The following is an 18,974-nucleotide window of genomic DNA, read 5'->3' on the forward strand; positions in this document are numbered from 1 at the left end:
CTATCCCTCCTCGATGAGCTGTTTTCTGTACATTCTACTGTACATACCACCTTTGATCATCAATTCCTCGTGAGTGCCCTCTTCTATCACTCTTCCCTCGTGCAGGACGTATATCCTGTCGGCGTTTTTCAGCACCTTCAGTCGGTGAGTGATGACGACAACCGTTTTTCCTTTCATTCTTTTCCTGATCGAATCTATGATCCTCTCTTCGGTTTCGGGGTCAACAGCTGAAAGACAGTCATCGAATATGTAAACCTCGAAATCTCTTATGAGAGCGCGAGTTATGGTGATTCTCTGTTTCTGACCGCCCGAAAGTGTCACACCTTTTTCACCAACAATCGTGTCAAATTTCTCTGGAAAGCTCATGATATCGTCGTAAACGGCCGCGAGCTTTGTCACTTCTTCGAGCCTCTTCTTATCGACGTTTTCCAGACCGACTGTTATGTTGTTTCTCACCGTGTCTGAAAACAGAAACGTTTCCTGTGGAACCAGAGTGACGATGGATCTGATGTTCTCCGAAGAAACATTGTTAATGTCCACACCATTTATGAATATCTTTCCCATTTCCACCGGATAGAGCTTCATGAGGAGCTTTGCTATCGTGGATTTCCCGCTCCCAACGCTGCCGGCGATGCCTATCATTTCTCCCCTGTTTATTTTTATGGTGATGTTCTTCAGAACTTCCCGTTCTGTTTCGGGGTATCTGTAAGTCAGGTTTCTCACTTCAAAACTTTCAAAGTGATCTATCCTGATTGGTTTCTCGGGTTCTTTAACCTCGGGCTGGGCGGTGAAGATCGTGTCCAGACGTCTCATAGCCGCTCTTCCCCTCTGGAACAGATCCACCATGAAACCGTAAGCCATCATCGGCCAGACGAGCATTCCCAAATAGGAATTGAAGGCTATGAAATCGCCGAGAGAGATCTTCCCGTTTATAACGGCTCTTCCACCGTAAAGAAGGGTGAGGAAAAAAGCGGTCGAAGCGATAAGGTTGATGAGGGGCCTGAAGATGCTGGAGACTTTGATTGCACTGAGTGTGTCTTCAAAGTTTTTAAGTGCCCTGTTTTCAAATATTTTGAACGAAACGTCTTCTACCGAGAAGCTCTTCACAATGCGCACACTCGAAATCGTTTCTTCGGTGAACCCGGAAAGTTCCGAGAAAGATTTCTGAACTTCCGATACCTTTCTGTGTATGAGTCGTCCAAAGCTCATCGAAACAGGGACGAGAAGCAAAAGCGGCGCAAAGCTGATCCAGGAGAGCTTCCATCCCACGTTACCTATCATGAAGAAAAAGACCAGCACGATCATGATGAAAGAATCAAAGAAGAGTATTGCACCCTGGCCGAGCACTCTTCTCAGAAGGCTAAGGTCGTTGGTGAACCTTGCCATGAGTTCACCGCTTTTCATTCGATCGAAGAATCCAGGAGTGAGACTGAGCAGCTTTGAGAACATCTTGTTCGATGCCTCTAGGAAAAACTTCCTTGCAGTACCACCAAGGAAGAACCTCCAGAAGAACCTTCCAGTGAACATCCCACTCGCGGCGGCCATTACCCAAAGCAACATTATTTTGAGTGTATCGAAGTTCATCGTCTCTGTGTTCAGCATGTCAACGATCTTTCCGATGACACGTGGAATGTAAACCTGAAGGAGGTCCACCGCGATGAGCGAAAGAACACCGAAAAGGTATCTGTGCCAGTTTCTCTTCAGGAAATCAACAAGAATTGAGGAAGTCTTCAATTCTATCCAGCGCCTCCGTAAGTCTTTCTGTAGATATGGCAAAAGAAAGCCTCACAAACCCCGGCTTCAGAAAGGCGGATCCTGGAACGAGTGCAACCTTTTTTTCTTCTAAAAGTCTTTCACAGAATCTCACGTCGTCACCTGGAACTTTGAAGAAGAGATAGAATGCTCCCTCTGGTTCCACGAACTTAACACCCATCTTTTTCAATCTTTCCACTACGAAATCTCTTCTTTCCTTAAAGGTCTGAGCCATGTAAGAGTTGTCCACTTCTAAAGCCCTCAAAGCGGCGTACTGTGCTACCGTGTTGATACAGGAAGTTGTGTGGGACTGGATTTTTGAAACAGCGGTCGCCACTTCTTCGTTCGATATCAGGTACCCCACCCTCCAACCGGTCATGGAGTGGGACTTCGAGAAGCCGTTTATGTAAACTATCCGGTCGAATCCTTCGGAAACGTCGAGTATCGATGTGAATTCGTCCGTGTAAACAAGTGAATCGTAAACTTCATCGCTGATTATGTAAAAATTCCTTCTCATAGCAAGCTTCACAAGTCTTTCAAGGAACTCTCTTCTGTACACCACACCGGTGGGATTGTTCGGCGAGTTGATAAGAACGGCTTTCGTTTTCCCAACGAGAAGTCCTTCTATCTCTTCCAGACTGGGCTGGAAATTTTTACTCATGAATGTCTCAACCACATTCACTGTGCCACCAGCGAGGATGATCTGGGGAATGTAGCTGACCCAGACGGGAGAAAACACGATCACTTCGTCGCCGGGATCGAGAAGAGCCATGAAGGCATTGAACAGAGCCTGTTTTGCCCCGTTCGTCACCACAACCTGATCTAGTGAGATGTTCTTTTTGTATCTCTCACCTATCTTTTTCGCTATACCCTCTCTGAGTTCGTAGATACCACGAGGGTCTGTGTATTTCACTTCTCCTTTCTGGAGAAATCTCACCGCTTCTTCCACGATGGGTTTCGGTGTGGGAAAATCCGGCTCACCGGCCGTTAGATTGATCACGTCTTCTCCTTTCTTTATAAGAGCCTTGGCCTTCGCGTCGAGTTCCATGGTCTTCGATATTGGGATCTCTGATATTCTCCTGGATACCATCTAAAACCCCCCTGGTTGTGGTTTCATATTTAATACTACCACAAAGATCCGATTTAGACAGGTTAAACTTTTCATGTTATTCTTTTAAAAGAAAGGAGGAGTAAGGATGGAAGCGGTGATTTTCGATATGGATGGAGTGCTCATGGACACAGAGCCTCTCTACTTCGAAGCTTACAGAAGAGTCGCAGAAAGCTACGGAAAACCTTACACGGAGGATCTCCACAGGAGGATAATGGGAGTTCCGGAAAGAGAAGGTCTTCCTATTCTCATGGAAGTGCTGAAGATAGAAGATTCTCTGGAGAACTTTAGAAAGAGGGTCCACGAAGAAAAAAAGTGTGTTTTCTCTGAGCTTCTCAAGGAAAACCCAGGTGTGAGAGAGGCGCTTGAGTTCGTAAAGAGCAAAGGAATAAAACTCGCGCTCGCAACCTCCACACCGCAGCGAGAAGCTCTGGAAAGGCTGAAAAGACTCGATCTCGAAAGGTACTTCGACATCATGGTGTTCGGTGATCAGGTGAAGAACGGAAAGCCTGATCCAGAGATATATCTTCTCGTTCTGGAAGGGTTGAATGTGGTCCCAGAGAAGGTTGTGGTCTTCGAAGACTCAAAGAGCGGTGTTGAAGCCGCAAAAAGCGCCGGCATAGAAAGAATCTATGGAGTCGTTCACTCTTTGAACGACGGTAAAGCGCTTCTTGAAGCGGGTGCGGTTGCTCTGGTGAAACCCGAGGAAATCCTGAACGTTCTCAAAGAGGTTCTTTAAATCTGTTCGTGATCGGCATTCTCCAGTCTTTCCCAAAAGCTCTCGTGGAGATCTTCACGCCGATAGCGGCCTGTTTTCTCTTGTATTCGTTCTTTCGTATCATTTCCGTCACGTCGAGCACGGTCTTCCTGTCGAAGCCTTTTGATGCGATTTCTTCTGGATCGAGCCCTTCTTCTATGTAGAGTCTCAGTATTTCATCGAGCACCTCGTACGGTGGTAGTTTCTCCTGGTCCGTCTGGCCCGGCCTGAGCTCCGCCGTTGGGGGTTTCACGAAGATGTTTTCCGGAATGATCTCTTTTCCTCTCCAGCTGTTGTACCATCTTCCTATTCTGTAAACGTCTGTCTTGTAAACATCCTTTATAACGGCGAATCCTCCCGCCATGTCTCCGTAGAGAGTCGCGTATCCCGTTGCCATCTCGCTTTTGTTTCCCGTTGTGAGAACGAGCCATCCGAACTTGTTGGAAAGTGCCATGAGGTAGTTTCCTCTGATCCTTGCCTGAAGGTTCTCTTCGGTTATATCTGGTTCTCGCCCGACGAAGACGTCTTTGAGCGCTTCGAGGTAGGAATGAAACACATCTGTGATGGGAACGATGAAAGTCTCTATGCCCAGATTTTTCGCCAGCGTTTGCGCGTCTTCGATACTTTCTTTTGAGGTGTACATGGACGGCATGAGAACACCTTTCACGTTTTCTTTTCCCAGAGCTTCTGTTGCTACGACCGCGACGAGAGAAGAGTCCATTCCTCCGCTGAGCCCTATCACGACCTTTTCAAAACCGTTTTTCCTCACGTAGTCTCTCAGACCCGTGATCAGAGCCCTGAACATCTCTTCTTCTCTCACAGGAAGAGGATTCACCACCGGTTCAAAATGCCCGGATTTCTCCCGGAGATTTCCCGCTTCCACGGTTTTCACCGGATAGTTCTGAGTCTTCATGTACCTTCTTCTAGGATCTACCAGCGAGACTCTGAGGTTCTCGTCCAGATCCAGATCCACCGTGATGATCTCCTCTTCGAAGAGCTTTCCGTAGTTTATGACCTCTCCTGAAGCGTCGACCACCATGCTTCCTCCATCGAAAACGAGCTCGTCCTGACCCCCGACCATGTTGCAGTAGGCCATGGCCACGTGATAGTCGTAAGCCTTCATAGAGAGGTAATCTTTTCTCAGAGCAGGTTTCCCCACGTGGTAGGGAGAAGCCGAAAGATTTGCTATGAGATGAACTCCCTCACCTAAGGAAAGCGAGGCACTTGGTTCCACCGGATTCCAGATGTCTTCGCAGATGGTAATACCCACTTTGATTTCATCCATTTTCACGACGAGGAGTTCTTCTCCGGGTTTGAAGTATCTTCTCTCATCGAAAACCCCGTAGTTCGGCAAAGATATCTTCCTGTACACTCCAAGGATCTCACCGCCTTTCACAACTGCGGCGGCGTTGTACGCATCCTCGTCGCTGTCTATGAAGCCCATCAAGACGGTAACACCAAGATTCTTCGTGTGCTGAGCGAACTTCTGGAGGTATTTTCTGTTCTCTCTGAGGAATGAGAGCCTAAGCATGAGGTCTTCGGGAGGATAACCGGGAAGAAAGAGCTCCGGGAAGACAAGGAGATCACTTCCCCGGTCTTCCGCCACTCTGAGGGCTTCTATTGCCTTCTTCAGATTTCCCTCGAAGTCTCCAAGGGTCGGATTAAGCTGAGCCAGTGTCACTCTCAGTCTTTTCATAGGATCCCTCCATTATCCGGTACATCGAGTAGACCAGAACGACTCTCAAGAGATTCGATATTATGGAACCCAGGTACGGTATGAACCAGACGATGAACACAACGGCTGCAGCGAGGAAAACGTCCACCGTCTTTTCCCCTTTGAACACCATTCTGTAGTTCTTTTCCAGGACGCTGGAAGGAGATTCGTCTTTAGCGGAGAGCAGGGGGACAAAGAAGAGAAACATGAAGGCCACAAAACCGGGAAGGACGAACAGAGAAAAACCAGCACTTACCGTCAACCCGTAAAACGCTGAAAACACGAGAAGACTGAGAAGATTTTCTCTTCTTCTTGGAACCAGAAGTAGTCCCATCAACAATGCGAGCAGTACCTCTTCAAAGAGTTTTATGACGAAGAAATCGAAGCTCAGAAAATCGTACTTTCCGGCAAAGATGTAAAGCACTTCCGTCACAAACCCCAGAACGAGAGCCATAACGCTTATCACAGCGAGTTTTGTATTTTGAACTATCTCCCTGAATCCTTTAACGAAACTCTCGATCACACTTATCCCCCCTCACCTCCGTACTCGATTCTCCAGTCTGAGGATACCTTCCCAACGACTGTTCCATCCACTCTGGCCAGAACCTCGTCCACCTTTTGTTTTTCCACGATCAGAAACATTCCAACACCCATGTTGAAGGTGTTGACCGCTTCGTTGAAGTCTACATATTTCAATATCCAATCAACGAAGTCCCTCTTTGGTAGAGAAACGTGCGCCCCAAGCTTTCCGAGGACTCTCTTCAGCGCCCTCACCACTCCCCCGCCGGTCACGTGTGCGATCCCTTTCACCAGATCGAACAACTCGATGACTTCTCTGTATATGCGTGTTCCTTTCAGGAGTTCAAAGGGAAGTTCTTCGATCTTTATGGATTCCTCCTTTATGATCCTTCTTATGAGGGACCAGCCGTTCGAGTGGAATCCCGATGACGGAATACCAACGATCACATCCCCTTCTTTTATCTTATCAACCGGTATCCGTTTTTCTAAAACGCCGACAGCGAACCCCACAGCGTCCCAGTCTCCACGATACACATCGGGCATCTCAGCGGTCTCACCGCCCACCAGTTTCACATCCACGCTGTCAAGGACGTTTACGAGCTCTTTTATGAACGACTCGTGTTCTTCGGAGATTCTCTCGACCCCAAGGTAGTCCAGAAAGGCCACAGGCCTCGCTCCCACGCAGACCAGATCGTTGTAGTTCATACCCACAAGGTCCTCAGCCGCGTAGCGCCAGGTCCCGTGCTTTCTGTGAAGGATGAGTTTGGTGCCGATCCCATCGGCCGTTACAACAACGGGGGGAGTTGTGATCGTGAGTATGGAAGCGTATCCCGTGGGCTCTTTCATCACCCATTCAGGAAGTTTTACAGCGCTTTTTATAGTTTTTGCGAAGCTTTCTCCCCTCTCGACATCGACTCCTGCTTCTCTGTAAGTGTATTTCATAGAGCGATATCCCTCCTGTAGGTCTTACCTTCGAAGTGGACCTTTTCCGCGAGTTCGTAAGCCTTTCTTCGTGCCTCTTCCTTCGTTTCTCCTGTTCCCATACAGTGAAGAACACGGCCGCCATTGGTCACAAGTTTTCCATCTTTCTCCGCGACTCCCGCGAAGAATATGAGACCTTCTTCGGGAAGGGTGATCTCTTTGCCCTTTTCGGGAGCGTCGGGATAGCCCCTCGCTGCGAGAACCACGTCCACGGCGAATCCACGCGGTTCCACCGGCTCCATTTTACCACCGCGGTATCCTTCAAGAACTGCGTTGATGAATCCTTCGGGATTCAACGTCACTATCACTTCTGTTTCTGGATCGCCCAGTCTCACATTGTACTCGAGTATGTAGGGATCACCATCGTGGAGCATGAGACCCAAGTAGAGGAACCCCCGGTACGCGTAGCCTTCTTTCTCCACTCCCCACAGAGTCTTATCGAAGAGCTCTTCGATCTTTTTGATCGTATCGGAAGGGATTTCTACAGGCCCCCAGGAGCCCATACCTCCCGTGTTCGGTCCCCTGTCACCGTCCATCAGTCTCTTGTAATCTCTGACGAAGGGAAGGATCACGAAATTTCTTCCATTCACAACCGCCATGGCGGAAAGCTCGTTCCCGGCGAGAAATTCATCTATCACAACAGGGCCTTTCACACCTTTTATGAGCTCTCCGATGATGAGTTTCGATCCCTTTTCGATGGTTTCTTCCTTAGAGTCGAGGATCAGAACACCCTTTCCTCGAGCGAGCCCGTCCGCCTTTATCACGTAAGGAGGAGAGAATTTTTTTATCTTCTCTCTCAATTCCTCTGGAGTTTCTGCCACTTCGAAACGAGCGGTTCTTATACCGTACTTCTTCATGAACCTTTTGGCATAGACCTTGGATCCTTCGAGCCTTGCGACCTCTTTCACCGGGCCAAAGACGTTGGATCTCCAGTTCGAGACCCCTTCTACCAGGAATTCCTCGGATCCCGGTATCACGATGTCTTCTTCGGGAATGGCTTTCAGGGTCTTTTCTCCTTCGTAGGGATGGTTCGTTCCATCTCTCTTCGTTCCTGCATTTCCTGGATAGAAGTGGACTTCGTACCCCTGCTTTGCGAAAGCCCATCCTATCGCGTGTTCCCTTCCTCCAGAACCGAGTATGTGTACCCTCACCGCTTTCACCCCTCAGTGCCTGAAAACCCTGCTCGGAGCTTTGTAGAACGTGATTCCAAGTTCTCTGGCTTTTTCGATCACTTCTTCGTCTCTTATGGATCCGAGAGGAGCGACCACCGCTTTCACACCAGCCTGAGCGAGTATTTCGAGCGAGTCCGGGAACGGGAAGAACGCATCGGAAGCCGCAACCGCTCCCTTCGCTTTTTCTCCTGCCATCACGGTGGCGATCCAGGCAGCTCTCTTTCTCGAAGGCTGCCCGCTCCCTATTCCCACAGTTACACCGTCTTTTGCTATGAGAACAGCGTTGGATTTCGCTCCTTCCACAACACGGTAAGCGAATTCCAGATCCTCAAGCTCTTTTTCCGAGAGAGGCTCTCCAACTACCAGTTCAAAATTCCCTTCGGGGTACTTTCTTTCACTCAGGACGAGAGAACCGAATGCCATCTTTCCAGCCCACGAAGCGTAATCCCCAGGCTTCAAGAGACGCACTTTTTTCTTAGAGAGAACCTCGATCGCTTCCTGTGTGAAGGAAGGTGCCACGATCACCTCGAGGTACTTTTTCAATGACTTCGCAACTTCTCCGTCCATTTCGAAGTTCACGGCCAGGATCCCTCCAAAACTGGATTCGTCGTCCGCCTCGATGGCCTTCTTCACGATTTCCACTTTGTCTTCTCCTATCGCAGCACCACAGGGAGATTGGTGTTTCACCACAACCGCACCCATCCTCGGCAGGTTCTTCGCCATGAACCACGCGTTTTCCGCGTCCAATATATTGTTGAACGAGATTGCCTTTCCCTCGTGCAAGATCTCAAAAGCGGGTTTTCCGTATACGAACGCCTTTTCATGAGGATTCTCTCCGTACCTCAACTGGAGATCTTCTCGCTTGAAGGCAAGGGAAATTCCCTTGACAAACTGGTTGGCCCTTATCGAGTCGTACACGCTGGTGAACGCAAAAGTCATTCCAGCGAGGTACTTTCTCGTCTCCTCATCATCTCTCTCAATTGCGAGTTTGAGGGTTTCCATGTCGAAAGCGGGTTTCACCTTTTTCCAGTTCTTGGCTGCCGCTCGAAGAAGAGCAACTCCTCCTATATCGATGTCTGGAGGTGGATAGAGATCCACAAAGACCACATCCCATCTGGGTTCTGGTCCGAGGATGCCAGCGAATATCTCCGGGTGGAGAGTCTTCACGAGTCCTCCAAGGAGATTCTCGAAACCCGTTATGGTGCTCACGTCGTTTGCTTCTATTCCGTTTGATTTCAAAAACTTGGCGGTGCCGGAGCTCGCCCAGATCTCCCAGCCTTTTTCGTGGAGTTTTTTCAGAATGTCCAGATATTTTTCCTTCTCGTAGAGACTAACCAATATCCTCTTCAAGGATAACCCTCCTTCCTTCGATCTTCCATTTTCCTTCCAGTACCTTTTGAATGACGAGCGGATAATACCGATGTTCTATCTTATGGATCTCTTCTTCCAGTCTTTCGAGAGACCAGTCTTTCTTTATTTCAACTGCTTTCTGAAAGATGATGGGACCGGTGTCGACTCCCTCATCAACGAAGTGGATGGTGATTCCTGTGACCTTCACACCGTATTCGTAGGCCTTCTCGATGGCGTGGGTCCCGGGGAACGCGGGAAGAAGCGAAGGGTGGATGTTGACGATCTTCCACTTCCACCTTTCGACGATCTCCGCCGGAAGAATCCTCATGAAACCGGCGAGGACCACGAGGTCGGGATTCAACTCTTCGAGTCTTTTTTTCAGAGACTCTGCCCAGGGTTTCTCGAGCCTTTCCCAGGGGATCTGCAGTTTTTTCGCTCGCTCTATTGCGTAGCAGTTTCTGTCCACAAGGAGCATCTGGATTTCCGCACTCAATTCACCGCTTCGCGCTGCGTTCACGATCGCTTCGAAATTGCTTCCGTTTCCCGAAGCGAGAACGACTATTCGTGGAGGTACTCTCCGCTGAAGCACGCTACACACAGTTCACTCCTCCCGATGGCTCTTTTCAACCCTTCGAGTGAAAGGTAAAAGAGAGAGTCTGCGTTGACTATTTTTTTCACTTCTTCCACGGCACGTTCTCCCGCGACGAGCTCTTTCTTTCTGGCGGTATCTATTCCGTAGAAACAGGGGAAACGCACAGGTGGAGAGTGTATGCCAACGTGTACTTCCTTCGCACCCGCCTCTCTCAATATCTTCACGATGATGCCCATGGTTGTTCCTCTGACGATCGAATCATCGATTACAACAACCCTCTTTCCACTCACAACGTCTTCTATGGGGACGAGTTTTTTCTTGACGATCTTTTCCCTGTCCACCGGCATGATGAAACTTCTTCCCACATATCTGTTCCTCATGAGACCGATGTCGAGAGGTATACCCGAAGCCGAAGAAAATCCCATCGCTCCGGAAAGTCCGGAGTCCAGCACCGGAACGACCACGTCCGCTTCTATCGGGTTTTCTCTGTAGAGTTCTTCACCCATTCTGTAACGGGCTATGTGTACACTCTGATCGAGAAAGTGACTGTCCGGCCTCGCGAAATAGATGAATTCGAAGGAGCAAAACCGCTTTTCTTTTCTGGCGAACTTCACCGTCTCTGCACCGTTGTTCGAGAAGAACACAACCGTTCCGGGAGGAACTTCTTCTATGTCTTCCACACCAATCGCTTTCAGCGCTGCGTCTTCCGATGCCACAACGATTCCATCACCGTATTTTCCATAGAACAGGGGACGGACGCCGTATGGGTCTCTCGCCGCAGCGAGGAATTCTTCGTGGAGGATGAGAAGAGAGTAAGCAAGAGGAACTTTCTTCAGCGCTTTCACTATGGATTCTTTTAGGTCTCCTTCAGACATCGAAATAAGATGGAGGAAGACCTCCGAGTCGAGCGAGCTCTGGAAAACCGCTCCTTTTTCTTTGAGCATCTCTATCCACTTTTCGCCGTTGGGTATGTTTCCGTTGTGAGCGATCGCGAGCCTTCCCTTTCTCGTGAACGCCACGATTGGCTGAATGTCCTCGAGCGATCCTGCCGTGGAGTACCTTACGTGTCCAATACCCTTTTCAGCGTCTTCCCACCTGTCTTCGGTGAGAACGGTGTCTACGAGTCCTTTTCCTTTTATCGTTTTGAACCCGTCTACCACAACACCCACACTTTCCTGTCCTCTATGCTGAAGACCGAGAAGCACGTCGTGAAGGACAGAAAAGGCATCTTTCACATTCCAGACTCCTGCGATTCCGCACATATCATCACCTCGAGAGCGTTCCGATCTCCTTCACAGGAGCATCGACTACGGGGGTTTTTTCAGAGAAAACGAGCACCATCTGATGTGCTAGCTCCACTTCTGGCAATTTCACTTCGATCTTCAAACCGTACTCTCTAAAGGTCTCTACGTGAGTTCTCGTCAGAAGCTGTGACGAAGAGAGGATGAAAGCACCTTCTTCTGAGAGTTTTCTTACGGCTTTCCAGAGTTCTCTTTCTCTTTCGAGGTCGAAGTCATTCCATCCCACTGCGAACACCTTCGAAGGCCTCGGTTTTGCCACCTTCTGTGGATTCACCTTTCCCAACATTCCCACAACCAGGGTGGGTGGAATGGGTTTTCCCTGGTACGTGTTGTAGAGAGAAGCGTTTCCCGATGCAACGGGAACACCGGAGAATTCGCAAGCGTTCTTGAGAGCGGTCATCATGGCCGAAAGTCCTACCGGATCAACATCGGGATCCCCGTAGTTCACGCAGTTCGTTATAGCGAGGGGTTCCGCACCAACGCTGAGCGTCTTTCTCACACTCTCGAGCACGGCTATGAGGGTTCCCCAGTAGGTATCCTGAAGAGCCAGATCCGCCCTGCTGTGTGTGACGAGGGAGTACCCCCCGTCTCTCTTTATTCTCATCACGGCCGCGCCGAATCCGGGTGGAACCACGGTATCCGTTCCGACCATGTGATCGTACTGCTCGAAGACTTCCCTCGCGTTCACCTCTTCGAATTCCACCCTTTTGAACTCTGGGATCTTTCCGGGTGTGTATTCGACTATGTCCTCTTCTGGGGCGTTTGCGAGGAGCTGGACGGGAACTTCCATGACGAGATCGTTTCTGTACATCACCCTGTAAACTGGTTCTTCTATCACTTCGGCAACGACATCGCCGAAAAGAAGGTGCTTCCTGGCTATTTCCAGAATGCGGCTCGCCTTCTGAGGTGATGTGACGACCGCCATTCTTTCTTGGCTTTCGCTTATGAGGATTTCCCAGGGCTCCATATCCGGTTCTCTCAGGGGAACACGGTCCAGATGGACGATCGCTCCGAGATTCCCCTTCGCTACGAGTTCCGAAGTTGCGGACAGCACACCGCCCGCTCCCAGATCCTGAGCTCCTTCCACGAGTCCCTCTTCCACCATCTCCAGGAACGCTTCTATGAGCATCTTTTCAGCGAACGGGTCACCAACCTGAATTGAAAGCTTGGTTGCCTTATCACCCGTGAGATCCTCCGAAGCGAAAGACGCCCCGTGGATTCCGTCCCTTCCTGTGGCTCCTCCGAAGATCACTATGACCTGTCCCGGTCTCGATGCTTTCGAATCGACCAGCATGTCGTTTCTCACAACACCCGCTGCGAGCACGTTCACGAGGGGGTTGTGCGCGTATAGTGAGGAGATCCTGAGTTCTCCACCGACCGTTGGAACGCCTATGGAATTACCGTAATCGGCTATTCCCTCTATGATACCGTCTATGATTCGGGACATGTGGAGTGAATCGAATATGGCCGTTGGGCGGGCTCCCATCGCGAGGACGTCTCTGATGATTCCACCGACACCCGTTGCTGCACCGTTGTAAGGTTCTATCGCACTCGGGTGATTGTGGCTCTCTATCTTGAAAGCAACGGAATAGTAATCATCCAGGTTCACCACACCCGCGTTTCCCTCAAAACCCGTTTTCGGTAATCTTCTTATGTATTTCTTCGTGTGGGAGTATCCACAGTGTTCGCTCCACATGACTGAAAAAGCCTGAAGCTCGACGAAGGTGGGTTCTCTTCCAAGCTTCTCCTTGAGAATGTTCAGATATCTCAACTTCATCACCTCTTCAAGTAGTTGAGGATGGACTGGAACACTTTCTTTCCGTCTTCTCCGCCTATGAGTTCTTCAACCGCCCTTTCCGGGTGGGGCATGAGACCGAAGACGTTTCCGCTCTCGTTCAGAACACCCGCTATTCGTTCGTCTGAGCCGTTCACGTCTTTGACGTATCTGAGAACCACGTTCACGTCATCTATCTTCACGTATCTTCCAAAGCCGTGTGCTATCGGTATTCTTATCTTTTCTCCCTTTTCGAAAGCATTTGTGAACGGTGTGTCGTTGTTTTCCACGCTCAGATCCACCCATTTGCAGATGAACTTTCCAGACGAATTTTGAAGAAGGGCTCCTTTCAGGAGTCCCATCTCTATGAGGATCTGAAATCCGTTGCATATTCCCATTATCAGCTTTCCTCTTTCAGCGGCTTTTGCTATTTCAAAGGCGATTTTTTCTCTTGCGGCAACGGCACCGGGTCTCAGATAGTCTCCGTAGGAAAACCCTCCAGGTAGAATGATCAGTTCGTAGTCGTCCAGCTTGTCGTCCAGCCCGACGTAACTGGGCTCGAAGCCGTTTATTTCCAGAGCGTGGTACGCGTCTCTGTCACAGTTGGAACCAGGATAGACCACTACACAAGCTCTGGGCTTCACAGCTCCCTCACCTCATATTCCTCAACAACGGGGTTCACCAGAAGTTCTTCACAGGCTTTCTTCACAATTTCGTACGCTTTTTCTTTATTCTCCGCTTCCACTTCGAGGTGGATGGACTTTCCAAGTCTCAACTTTTTCACTGGAAGGCCTTTTTCTTCCCTAAGAACACGTTCGATCGTTTCTCCGCGCGGATCCCTCACGTTGCTCCTGTACTGAACGTCTATTGCGAATTTAAAGATCGGCAAAGTTCCAGCACCTCCCTGTACTTTTTTAAGGTATCACCAAGATCCCTTCTGTACACATCTTTATCGAAGATATCACCCTTCTTTCTCAATCTGAACGTGTCGGGAGAGATTTCGTCACCGAGAACAACGTTTTCGCTTTTGTCAAGGCCGAACTCGTACTTTATGTCCCAGAGTTCGAAGTTCGCTCTTTCAAAAAACTCTTTGAGAGCGAGAGTGGCTTTCACCGCCGTTTCTTTCATCTTTTCTGCCCGTTCTTTTGTTGCGATGCCGAGTATTTCGAGATGATCAACACAAACCATTGGGTCGTGTCTTTCGTCGTCTTTTATGAAAAACTCAACGAGAGGAACTGGAAGGTCTTCCCCTTCAACTCCACCGTACCTTCTCACAAAAGAGCCTGCCTTTTTCAATCTCACGACCACTTCGAGGGGAAACATTTTCAGAGGAATGACTTTCAGCGTTCGAGGGGGGATGTATTCAACGAGGTGGGTTTTGATGTTTTTCTCAGAGAGGTACTTCATGAGGATAGCGGTTGTTTCTGCGCAGATGGATCCTTTACCCGTTAGGACATCGTGCTTTAATCCGTCACCAGCGGTTATATCGTCTTTGAACTCGAGCAGGGCATAATCGCCGGTGACCCTAACAATTTTTGTCTTTCCTTCGTAATTCACACGCTCGCCTCCTCACCCTTTTTGAAAATTCTATACTCCAATCATGAATGAAAATTACATCGGAGGTAAACACTTTGAAAAAAACAGAAAAACGGGAGCCTTTGCTCCCGTCCTTGGTCGGGGAGGCGGGACTTGAACCCGCGACCTCCAGATCCCGATTCTGGCGCTCTGGCCATCTGAGCTACTCCCCGTAGCCTCTGGTATTATAACATATGATTTTGCACCGGACAATCGTTTATCCCAATTCGTCTGTTGATTTAGCTTTCAGAACAGATAAAATTTTGGCAGATGATATCCTAGAAAGTTATAACCTTTGAGGATAAGCAGGAAAATTAAACAAAGACCTTGCGATCATATTCGGAATCACCACGTGCGCGGGTGAAGAAAAATCCTTCATCGAAAAGACATTGCAATTGGAGTTGGTACTGGACAGGTAAGATCTGAAGACACTCAATGCTTTCAAAAAATATGGAGAAGTTCAACGATTGAACCCTTGACTTTTAAAACCTTTCCTGTATAATTCGGAAAGCGTAAAAAAATTTCTCAGGGGAGTGAAGAGCGTGGACTTCAGGTATATCCTCAGAATTCATATCAGTGAAGAGACTGCAAAGGAAATTCTCAACAACAGTAAAATCCAGAAACATGCCAGTGAGGTAAAGAACAAACTCTACTACGACAACGCTCTGGTGATCGAGTCAGAACCGGGTTACGATGTGGATGAAAATCTCATCATGATGGTAATCACTGCCTACGGGAAACCTGCCAAAGCGGAAGGGTACCTTGTAGTCAACGGCAAAGAAAGGAAAGTGTTCGACGGCATGCTTGATCCAAGAAAGCCCCTGTCCATTCATCAGACAGAAACTGAACAGGAGTTCGAGGAAGAAGAGGATGAATACGACGAAGATGAAGATTTTGACCTTTTCAACGAAGAGGATTTCTTCGACGAGGACGAAGAGGATTTTTTTGACGAAGAAGAATACTGAGGTGATACTTTGGAGAGGGTGGGAATAGTAGGTCTTCCCAACGCGGGGAAATCCTCCTTTTTCAACTTCCTGACCGACAACAGCGTACCTGCAGAAAGTTTTCCTTTCTGCACGATTGAACCGAACGTGGGGATTCTCGTAGTACAGGATGAAAGGGTAGGAATCCTCGCGAAGAACGAAGGATCAAAGAAGGTGGTACATCCTTTCGTTGAAATTGTTGACATAGCGGGACTCGTCAAGGGAGCCAGCAAAGGAGAAGGACTTGGAAATCAGTTCCTTGATCACATAAGCAAGGTGGATGTCGTAGCCCATGTTGTTCGTCTTTTCGAAGACGGAAGAGTTTCTCATCCGTATCAGAACGTGGATCCAAAAAGGGACATAGAAATAGTTGAAACCGAGCTCATACTCAAGGATCTCGAAACCGTTCAAAAACGTCTCGAAAAGCGGTTGAAAATTGCGAGAGCGGGAGATAAGGAAGCAAGGAGAGAGGTGGAACTCCTCCAGAATCTTCAAGAGTTCCTATCCCATGGAAAGAAGGCCTCGAAATTTCCGAGGCAGGACAGATTCGAGGAAGAGGTGATCAAATCCCTCTTCCTCCTCACAGATAAACCTCAGATGTTGGTTTTCAACGTCGATGAGCTGGACGAAGAAAAAGGGAAACTGATAGAAGAAATCGTCAAAGAAAAGGACGAGGAATACATTATAATAAACGTGAAGCTCGAAGAAGAATTGAAATCTCTCCCGGAAGAAGAGGCGGAAGTTTTCAGAAGAGAGTACAACCTTTCCGGTGACAAAAAAAAGGGGTTTTTCGAGAAGATTTTGAAACTTCTGAACCTTGTAAGATTTCTGACAGCGACGCAGAATGAGGCGAGAAGCTGGACTATAAAGAAAGGATCCACTGCCTATGAAGCAGCGGGTTTGATTCATTCAGATATACAAAAAGGGTTCATAAAGGTTGAAGTTATTCCTTTCGAAAGATACGTGGAATTCGGTTCTCTGAAAAAGGCGCGTGAAGCCGGAGCTGTGGAAACCCATGGAAAAGATTACATTATAGGAGAGGGGGATGTGATTCATTTCTTATTCCGTGCTTGACGTCTGGAAGATTTTTCGGAGCACGCCGTTCACCACGGCTGTTATTTCTTTCCTGACGGCTCAGTTCATAAAGTTTCTGATCAAAAGAGACGTGAAGATGCTGAAGAGCTACGGTGGTATGCCCAGCGGTCATGTGGCCACCGTTTCTGGCCTCACATGGTCACTCGCCCGAAGCACGGGATTCGATTCTCCTTACACTTCCATCGCCGCCATTTTCCTTGTGATCATATTCATGGACGCCATCGTCCTGAGACCGGCTGTGAAGAAGGATCTGGGGCACAACTTTCTGGAGGCGCTCGCTGGTCTTGGGCTCGGAATGCTCATTGCCCACATTTTCCCAGCGCAGCTCCATCTGTGGTGAGGTGAAGAGATGAAAGAATACCGGATAAGGTCTAGGGAAGCGAATCTTTCTTTCCTGGAAGATCTGGATGAAGAACAGAGAAGGGCGGTCGTTGAATCAGAAGGAAGATGCATCGTAATAGCAGGTCCGGGGTCTGGGAAAACTCGTGTTATCACGTACAAGATCGCCTATCTTCTGGCGAACGGTGTAGATCCTTCCAGGATTCTTCTGGTCACGTTCACCAGGGCAGCGGCGCGGGAGATGGTGGAGAGGGCAAAGACAGTGACCGGAAGAGAGCTTTCTGAAATGCTCGCCGGAACGTTCCACCATGTGTGCAACTACTTCTTGAGAAAGTACGCACCTTACGTGGGTTTGGAGCGAAATTACTCTATCCTGGACAGAGAAGACGCGGAGAGCCTCATGAGGCATGCAAGAAGCAAGTACTTTGAAAGAAAGAGTAAAAAAGAAGAGAGAAAAAACTTCCCTCAGCCTTCTGTTTTGATGGCTATATATTCTTACATGAGAAACACTCTCAAGTCTTTGAGGGAAAGTATAATAGTGAAGAATCCAAAGTTTCTGGATTTGAAAGAAGAGATCTCGGAGATCTTCGATCTCTACGAACAAGAAAAACGCTCTCAAAACGTGGTGGACTACGAAGACCTTCTCTTCTACGCTTACAGACTCTTAGAAGAGAACAAAGAAATAAGAGATCGAGAGGCGGAAAGATTCCTTTGGGTACTCGTTGATGAGTTCCAGGATACCAACTACGTTCAGTACAGGATAGTGGAACACCTATCGTCGAAACACGGCAACGTCCTGGCGGTTGGAGACGATGCCCAGAGTATTTACTCCTTTCGAGGGGCAAGGTACGAAAACGTTGAAGATTTCATAAAGGTATCCGGAACAAAAATCTTCAAGATCCAGACGAACTACAGAAGCACGGAAAGTATTGTGAAATTCATAAACGCCATGCTTCCGAAAAAATCCGTTCCAAAAGAACTGAAGCCGGTAAAGAAGGATGGTATGAAACCTGTTGTTGTCAAGACCTGGGATAGATACGAAGAAGCGCGGTTCGTGTCTCAGAGGATTCTCGAGTTAATAGAAGAAGGGTTCAAACCAGAAGAAATCGCAGTTCTCTACAGATCACATTCGCACTCTCTGGAGCTTCAGATGGAACTCGTTCGAAGTAGAATAGATTTCCGTGTGTTGTCTGGTCCCAGATTCACCGAGAGCGCCCACGTGAAGGACGTTCTTTCTTTTCTCAGAATCGTTCAAAATCCAAGGGACAAATCCGCATGGTTGAGGACTGCAAAGCTCTTCTACGGGATCGGTGACAGAACGGCTTCGAAGATAGCGGATCTCGCCAGCGCTTACGTGGAAGAAGGTCTGGATCCCTTCCAGGAACTGAAGAAAGTGAGTTTCAGTGGTGAGTACAGCAGGTTTATCGATATTCTCGATCAGATCAGAAAGCTCGATTCTCCTGGGGAAATGATAGAGCGCGTCCTGTCTTCTTTTTATTCCGAATATCTGGAAGCGAGGTATCCTGATTTCCGTGAAAGGGAGATGGATCTGGAAAGGCTCGTTGAAATAGCGTCTCGCTACACAAGTCTCGAATCCTTCCTGACGGATCTTGCTGTGACGGAAAACGTTGAAATAGAAAGAGAAATCTCTCAAAAAGAGGGAAAGGTCACTCTCACCACCGTTCATCAGGCAAAAGGGCTCGAGTGGAGAGTCGTTTTTGTCATCTCTGTGAATCCCGGAGACTTTCCGAATTATTTCGCGATATCCGAAGGGAATCTCGATGAGGAAGAGAGGATCTTCTACGTTGCCATAACAAGAGCAAAGGAACAGCTGTATATTTCCTACCAGGTCACCGGAACCTCCTACCCATACCGCGGAAACAGGTTCATCATGAGAAGCGGAGAGAATTTCATTGACAGAATACCGCTTGAACTCGTCGAGTTTTGGGAAGTGAAATGAGA

At 48.5% G+C, this 18,974-nt stretch carries 18 protein-coding genes and 1 tRNA gene; 5 read left to right on the top strand and 14 right to left on the bottom strand.

Annotation, left to right across the window (positions count from 1 at the left end):
* Together MC24_RS05310 and aspC are read right to left on the bottom strand one after the other, a co-directional pair.
* Window positions 1-1,734 carry an ABC transporter ATP-binding protein gene (locus MC24_RS05310; protein ID WP_038053204.1) on the bottom strand — a complete coding sequence of 578 codons (1,734 nt, stop codon included), beginning with the start codon at window positions 1,732-1,734 and terminating at the stop codon, window positions 1-3.
* A complete protein-coding gene (gene aspC, locus MC24_RS05315; RefSeq protein ID WP_038053207.1) occupies window positions 1,709-2,842 on the bottom strand; it encodes an aspartate aminotransferase in 1,134 nt (377 codons plus the stop codon). The genes MC24_RS05310 and aspC overlap by 26 nt, the downstream gene beginning before the upstream one ends.
* Before the next feature lie 106 nt (window positions 2,843-2,948).
* Between aspC and MC24_RS05320 the strand changes: the two genes are divergently transcribed.
* Window positions 2,949-3,599 carry an HAD family hydrolase gene (locus tag MC24_RS05320; RefSeq protein ID WP_038053210.1) on the top strand — a complete coding sequence of 217 codons (651 nt, stop codon included), beginning with the start codon at window positions 2,949-2,951 and terminating at the stop codon, window positions 3,597-3,599.
* On the opposite strand, the gene MC24_RS05325 is transcribed toward MC24_RS05320, so the two are convergent.
* The 12 genes from MC24_RS05325 to MC24_RS05380 form a co-directional block, all read right to left on the bottom strand.
* Entirely contained in the window at window positions 3,583-5,313 is a 1,731-nt protein-coding gene (locus MC24_RS05325; protein ID WP_038053213.1) for an NAD+ synthase, read from the bottom strand. The two genes, MC24_RS05320 and MC24_RS05325, sit on opposite strands and share 17 nt — an antisense overlap.
* The gene (locus MC24_RS05330) at window positions 5,279-5,854 is read right to left on the bottom strand and encodes a hypothetical protein (RefSeq protein ID WP_004080011.1); all 576 of its coding nucleotides are present in this window, start codon (window positions 5,852-5,854) and stop codon (window positions 5,279-5,281) included. Before MC24_RS05330 ends, MC24_RS05325 begins: the two co-directional genes overlap by 35 nt.
* Before the next feature lie 2 nt (window positions 5,855-5,856).
* Window positions 5,857-6,792: a phosphoribosylformylglycinamidine cyclo-ligase gene (gene purM / locus MC24_RS05335; protein ID WP_004080012.1), complete on the bottom strand. Its 936-nt coding sequence runs from the start codon at window positions 6,790-6,792 to the stop codon at window positions 5,857-5,859.
* Window positions 6,789-7,982, bottom strand: a complete 1,194-nt coding sequence (gene purD / locus MC24_RS05340; RefSeq protein ID WP_038053216.1) for a phosphoribosylamine--glycine ligase — start codon at window positions 7,980-7,982, stop codon at window positions 6,789-6,791. The genes purM and purD overlap by 4 nt, the downstream gene beginning before the upstream one ends.
* 12 nt (window positions 7,983-7,994) lie before the next feature.
* On the bottom strand, window positions 7,995-9,353 hold the full coding sequence (locus tag MC24_RS05345; protein ID WP_038053220.1) for a bifunctional phosphoribosylaminoimidazolecarboxamide formyltransferase/inosine monophosphate cyclohydrolase: 1,359 nt from the start codon (window positions 9,351-9,353) through the stop codon (window positions 7,995-7,997).
* Window positions 9,334-9,951: a phosphoribosylglycinamide formyltransferase gene (gene purN, locus MC24_RS05350; RefSeq protein WP_004080015.1), complete on the bottom strand. Its 618-nt coding sequence runs from the start codon at window positions 9,949-9,951 to the stop codon at window positions 9,334-9,336. The genes MC24_RS05345 and purN overlap by 20 nt, the downstream gene beginning before the upstream one ends.
* On the bottom strand, window positions 9,912-11,207 hold the full coding sequence (purF, locus tag MC24_RS05355; protein ID WP_038053223.1) for an amidophosphoribosyltransferase: 1,296 nt from the start codon (window positions 11,205-11,207) through the stop codon (window positions 9,912-9,914). The genes purN and purF overlap by 40 nt, the downstream gene beginning before the upstream one ends.
* 4 nt (window positions 11,208-11,211) lie before the next feature.
* Complete coding sequence (gene purL / locus MC24_RS05360; protein ID WP_156105077.1) at window positions 11,212-13,023, bottom strand: phosphoribosylformylglycinamidine synthase subunit PurL; 1,812 nt, start codon at window positions 13,021-13,023, stop codon at window positions 11,212-11,214.
* The gene (gene purQ, locus MC24_RS05365; protein WP_038053229.1) at window positions 13,023-13,664 is read right to left on the bottom strand and encodes a phosphoribosylformylglycinamidine synthase subunit PurQ; all 642 of its coding nucleotides are present in this window, start codon (window positions 13,662-13,664) and stop codon (window positions 13,023-13,025) included. Before purQ ends, purL begins: the two co-directional genes overlap by 1 nt.
* The gene (purS, locus tag MC24_RS05370; protein ID WP_038053231.1) at window positions 13,661-13,909 is read right to left on the bottom strand and encodes a phosphoribosylformylglycinamidine synthase subunit PurS; all 249 of its coding nucleotides are present in this window, start codon (window positions 13,907-13,909) and stop codon (window positions 13,661-13,663) included. Before purS ends, purQ begins: the two co-directional genes overlap by 4 nt.
* Complete coding sequence (locus MC24_RS05375) at window positions 13,885-14,577, bottom strand: phosphoribosylaminoimidazolesuccinocarboxamide synthase (protein WP_038053233.1); 693 nt, start codon at window positions 14,575-14,577, stop codon at window positions 13,885-13,887. Before MC24_RS05375 ends, purS begins: the two co-directional genes overlap by 25 nt.
* A gap of 114 nt (window positions 14,578-14,691) precedes the next feature.
* A tRNA-Pro gene (locus MC24_RS05380) sits at window positions 14,692-14,768 on the bottom strand.
* A 369-nt stretch (window positions 14,769-15,137) separates the two neighbouring features.
* Between MC24_RS05380 and MC24_RS05385 the strand changes: the two genes are divergently transcribed.
* The 4 genes from MC24_RS05385 to MC24_RS05400 are packed head-to-tail and all read left to right on the top strand — an operon-like array spanning window position 15,138 to window position 18,972.
* The gene (locus MC24_RS05385) at window positions 15,138-15,560 is read left to right on the top strand and encodes a hypothetical protein (RefSeq protein WP_038053235.1); all 423 of its coding nucleotides are present in this window, start codon (window positions 15,138-15,140) and stop codon (window positions 15,558-15,560) included.
* A 9-nt stretch (window positions 15,561-15,569) separates the two neighbouring features.
* Window positions 15,570-16,652 carry a redox-regulated ATPase YchF gene (ychF, locus tag MC24_RS05390; RefSeq protein WP_038053238.1) on the top strand — a complete coding sequence of 361 codons (1,083 nt, stop codon included), beginning with the start codon at window positions 15,570-15,572 and terminating at the stop codon, window positions 16,650-16,652.
* A complete protein-coding gene (locus tag MC24_RS05395; protein ID WP_038053241.1) occupies window positions 16,645-17,013 on the top strand; it encodes a divergent PAP2 family protein in 369 nt (122 codons plus the stop codon). The genes ychF and MC24_RS05395 overlap by 8 nt, the downstream gene beginning before the upstream one ends.
* 9 nt (window positions 17,014-17,022) lie before the next feature.
* Window positions 17,023-18,972 carry an ATP-dependent helicase gene (locus MC24_RS05400; protein WP_038053247.1) on the top strand — a complete coding sequence of 650 codons (1,950 nt, stop codon included), beginning with the start codon at window positions 17,023-17,025 and terminating at the stop codon, window positions 18,970-18,972.
* Window positions 18,973-18,974: the final 2 nt, after the last annotated feature.

The organism is Thermotoga sp. Mc24, from assembly GCF_000784835.1.
GTDB lineage: Bacteria > Thermotogota > Thermotogae > Thermotogales > Thermotogaceae > Thermotoga.

What these genes read in the sequence shown, in the direction of transcription:
- purM (WP_004080012.1), bottom strand. Translation starts at nt 6,792, where the DNA reads ATGAAATACACTTACAGAGAAGCAGGAGTCGATGTCGAGAGGGGAGAA.
- purF (WP_038053223.1), bottom strand. Translation starts at nt 11,207, where the DNA reads ATGTGCGGAATCGCAGGAGTCTGGAATGTGAAAGATGCCTTTTCTGTC.
- aspC (WP_038053207.1), bottom strand. Translation starts at nt 2,842, where the DNA reads ATGGTATCCAGGAGAATATCAGAGATCCCAATATCGAAGACCATGGAA.
- purL (WP_156105077.1), bottom strand. Translation starts at nt 13,023, where the DNA reads ATGAAGTTGAGATATCTGAACATTCTCAAGGAGAAGCTTGGAAGAGAA.
- MC24_RS05400 (WP_038053247.1), top strand. Translation starts at nt 17,023, where the DNA reads ATGAAAGAATACCGGATAAGGTCTAGGGAAGCGAATCTTTCTTTCCTG.
- MC24_RS05325 (WP_038053213.1), bottom strand. Translation starts at nt 5,313, where the DNA reads ATGAAAAGACTGAGAGTGACACTGGCTCAGCTTAATCCGACCCTTGGA.
- MC24_RS05320 (WP_038053210.1), top strand. Translation starts at nt 2,949, where the DNA reads ATGGAAGCGGTGATTTTCGATATGGATGGAGTGCTCATGGACACAGAG.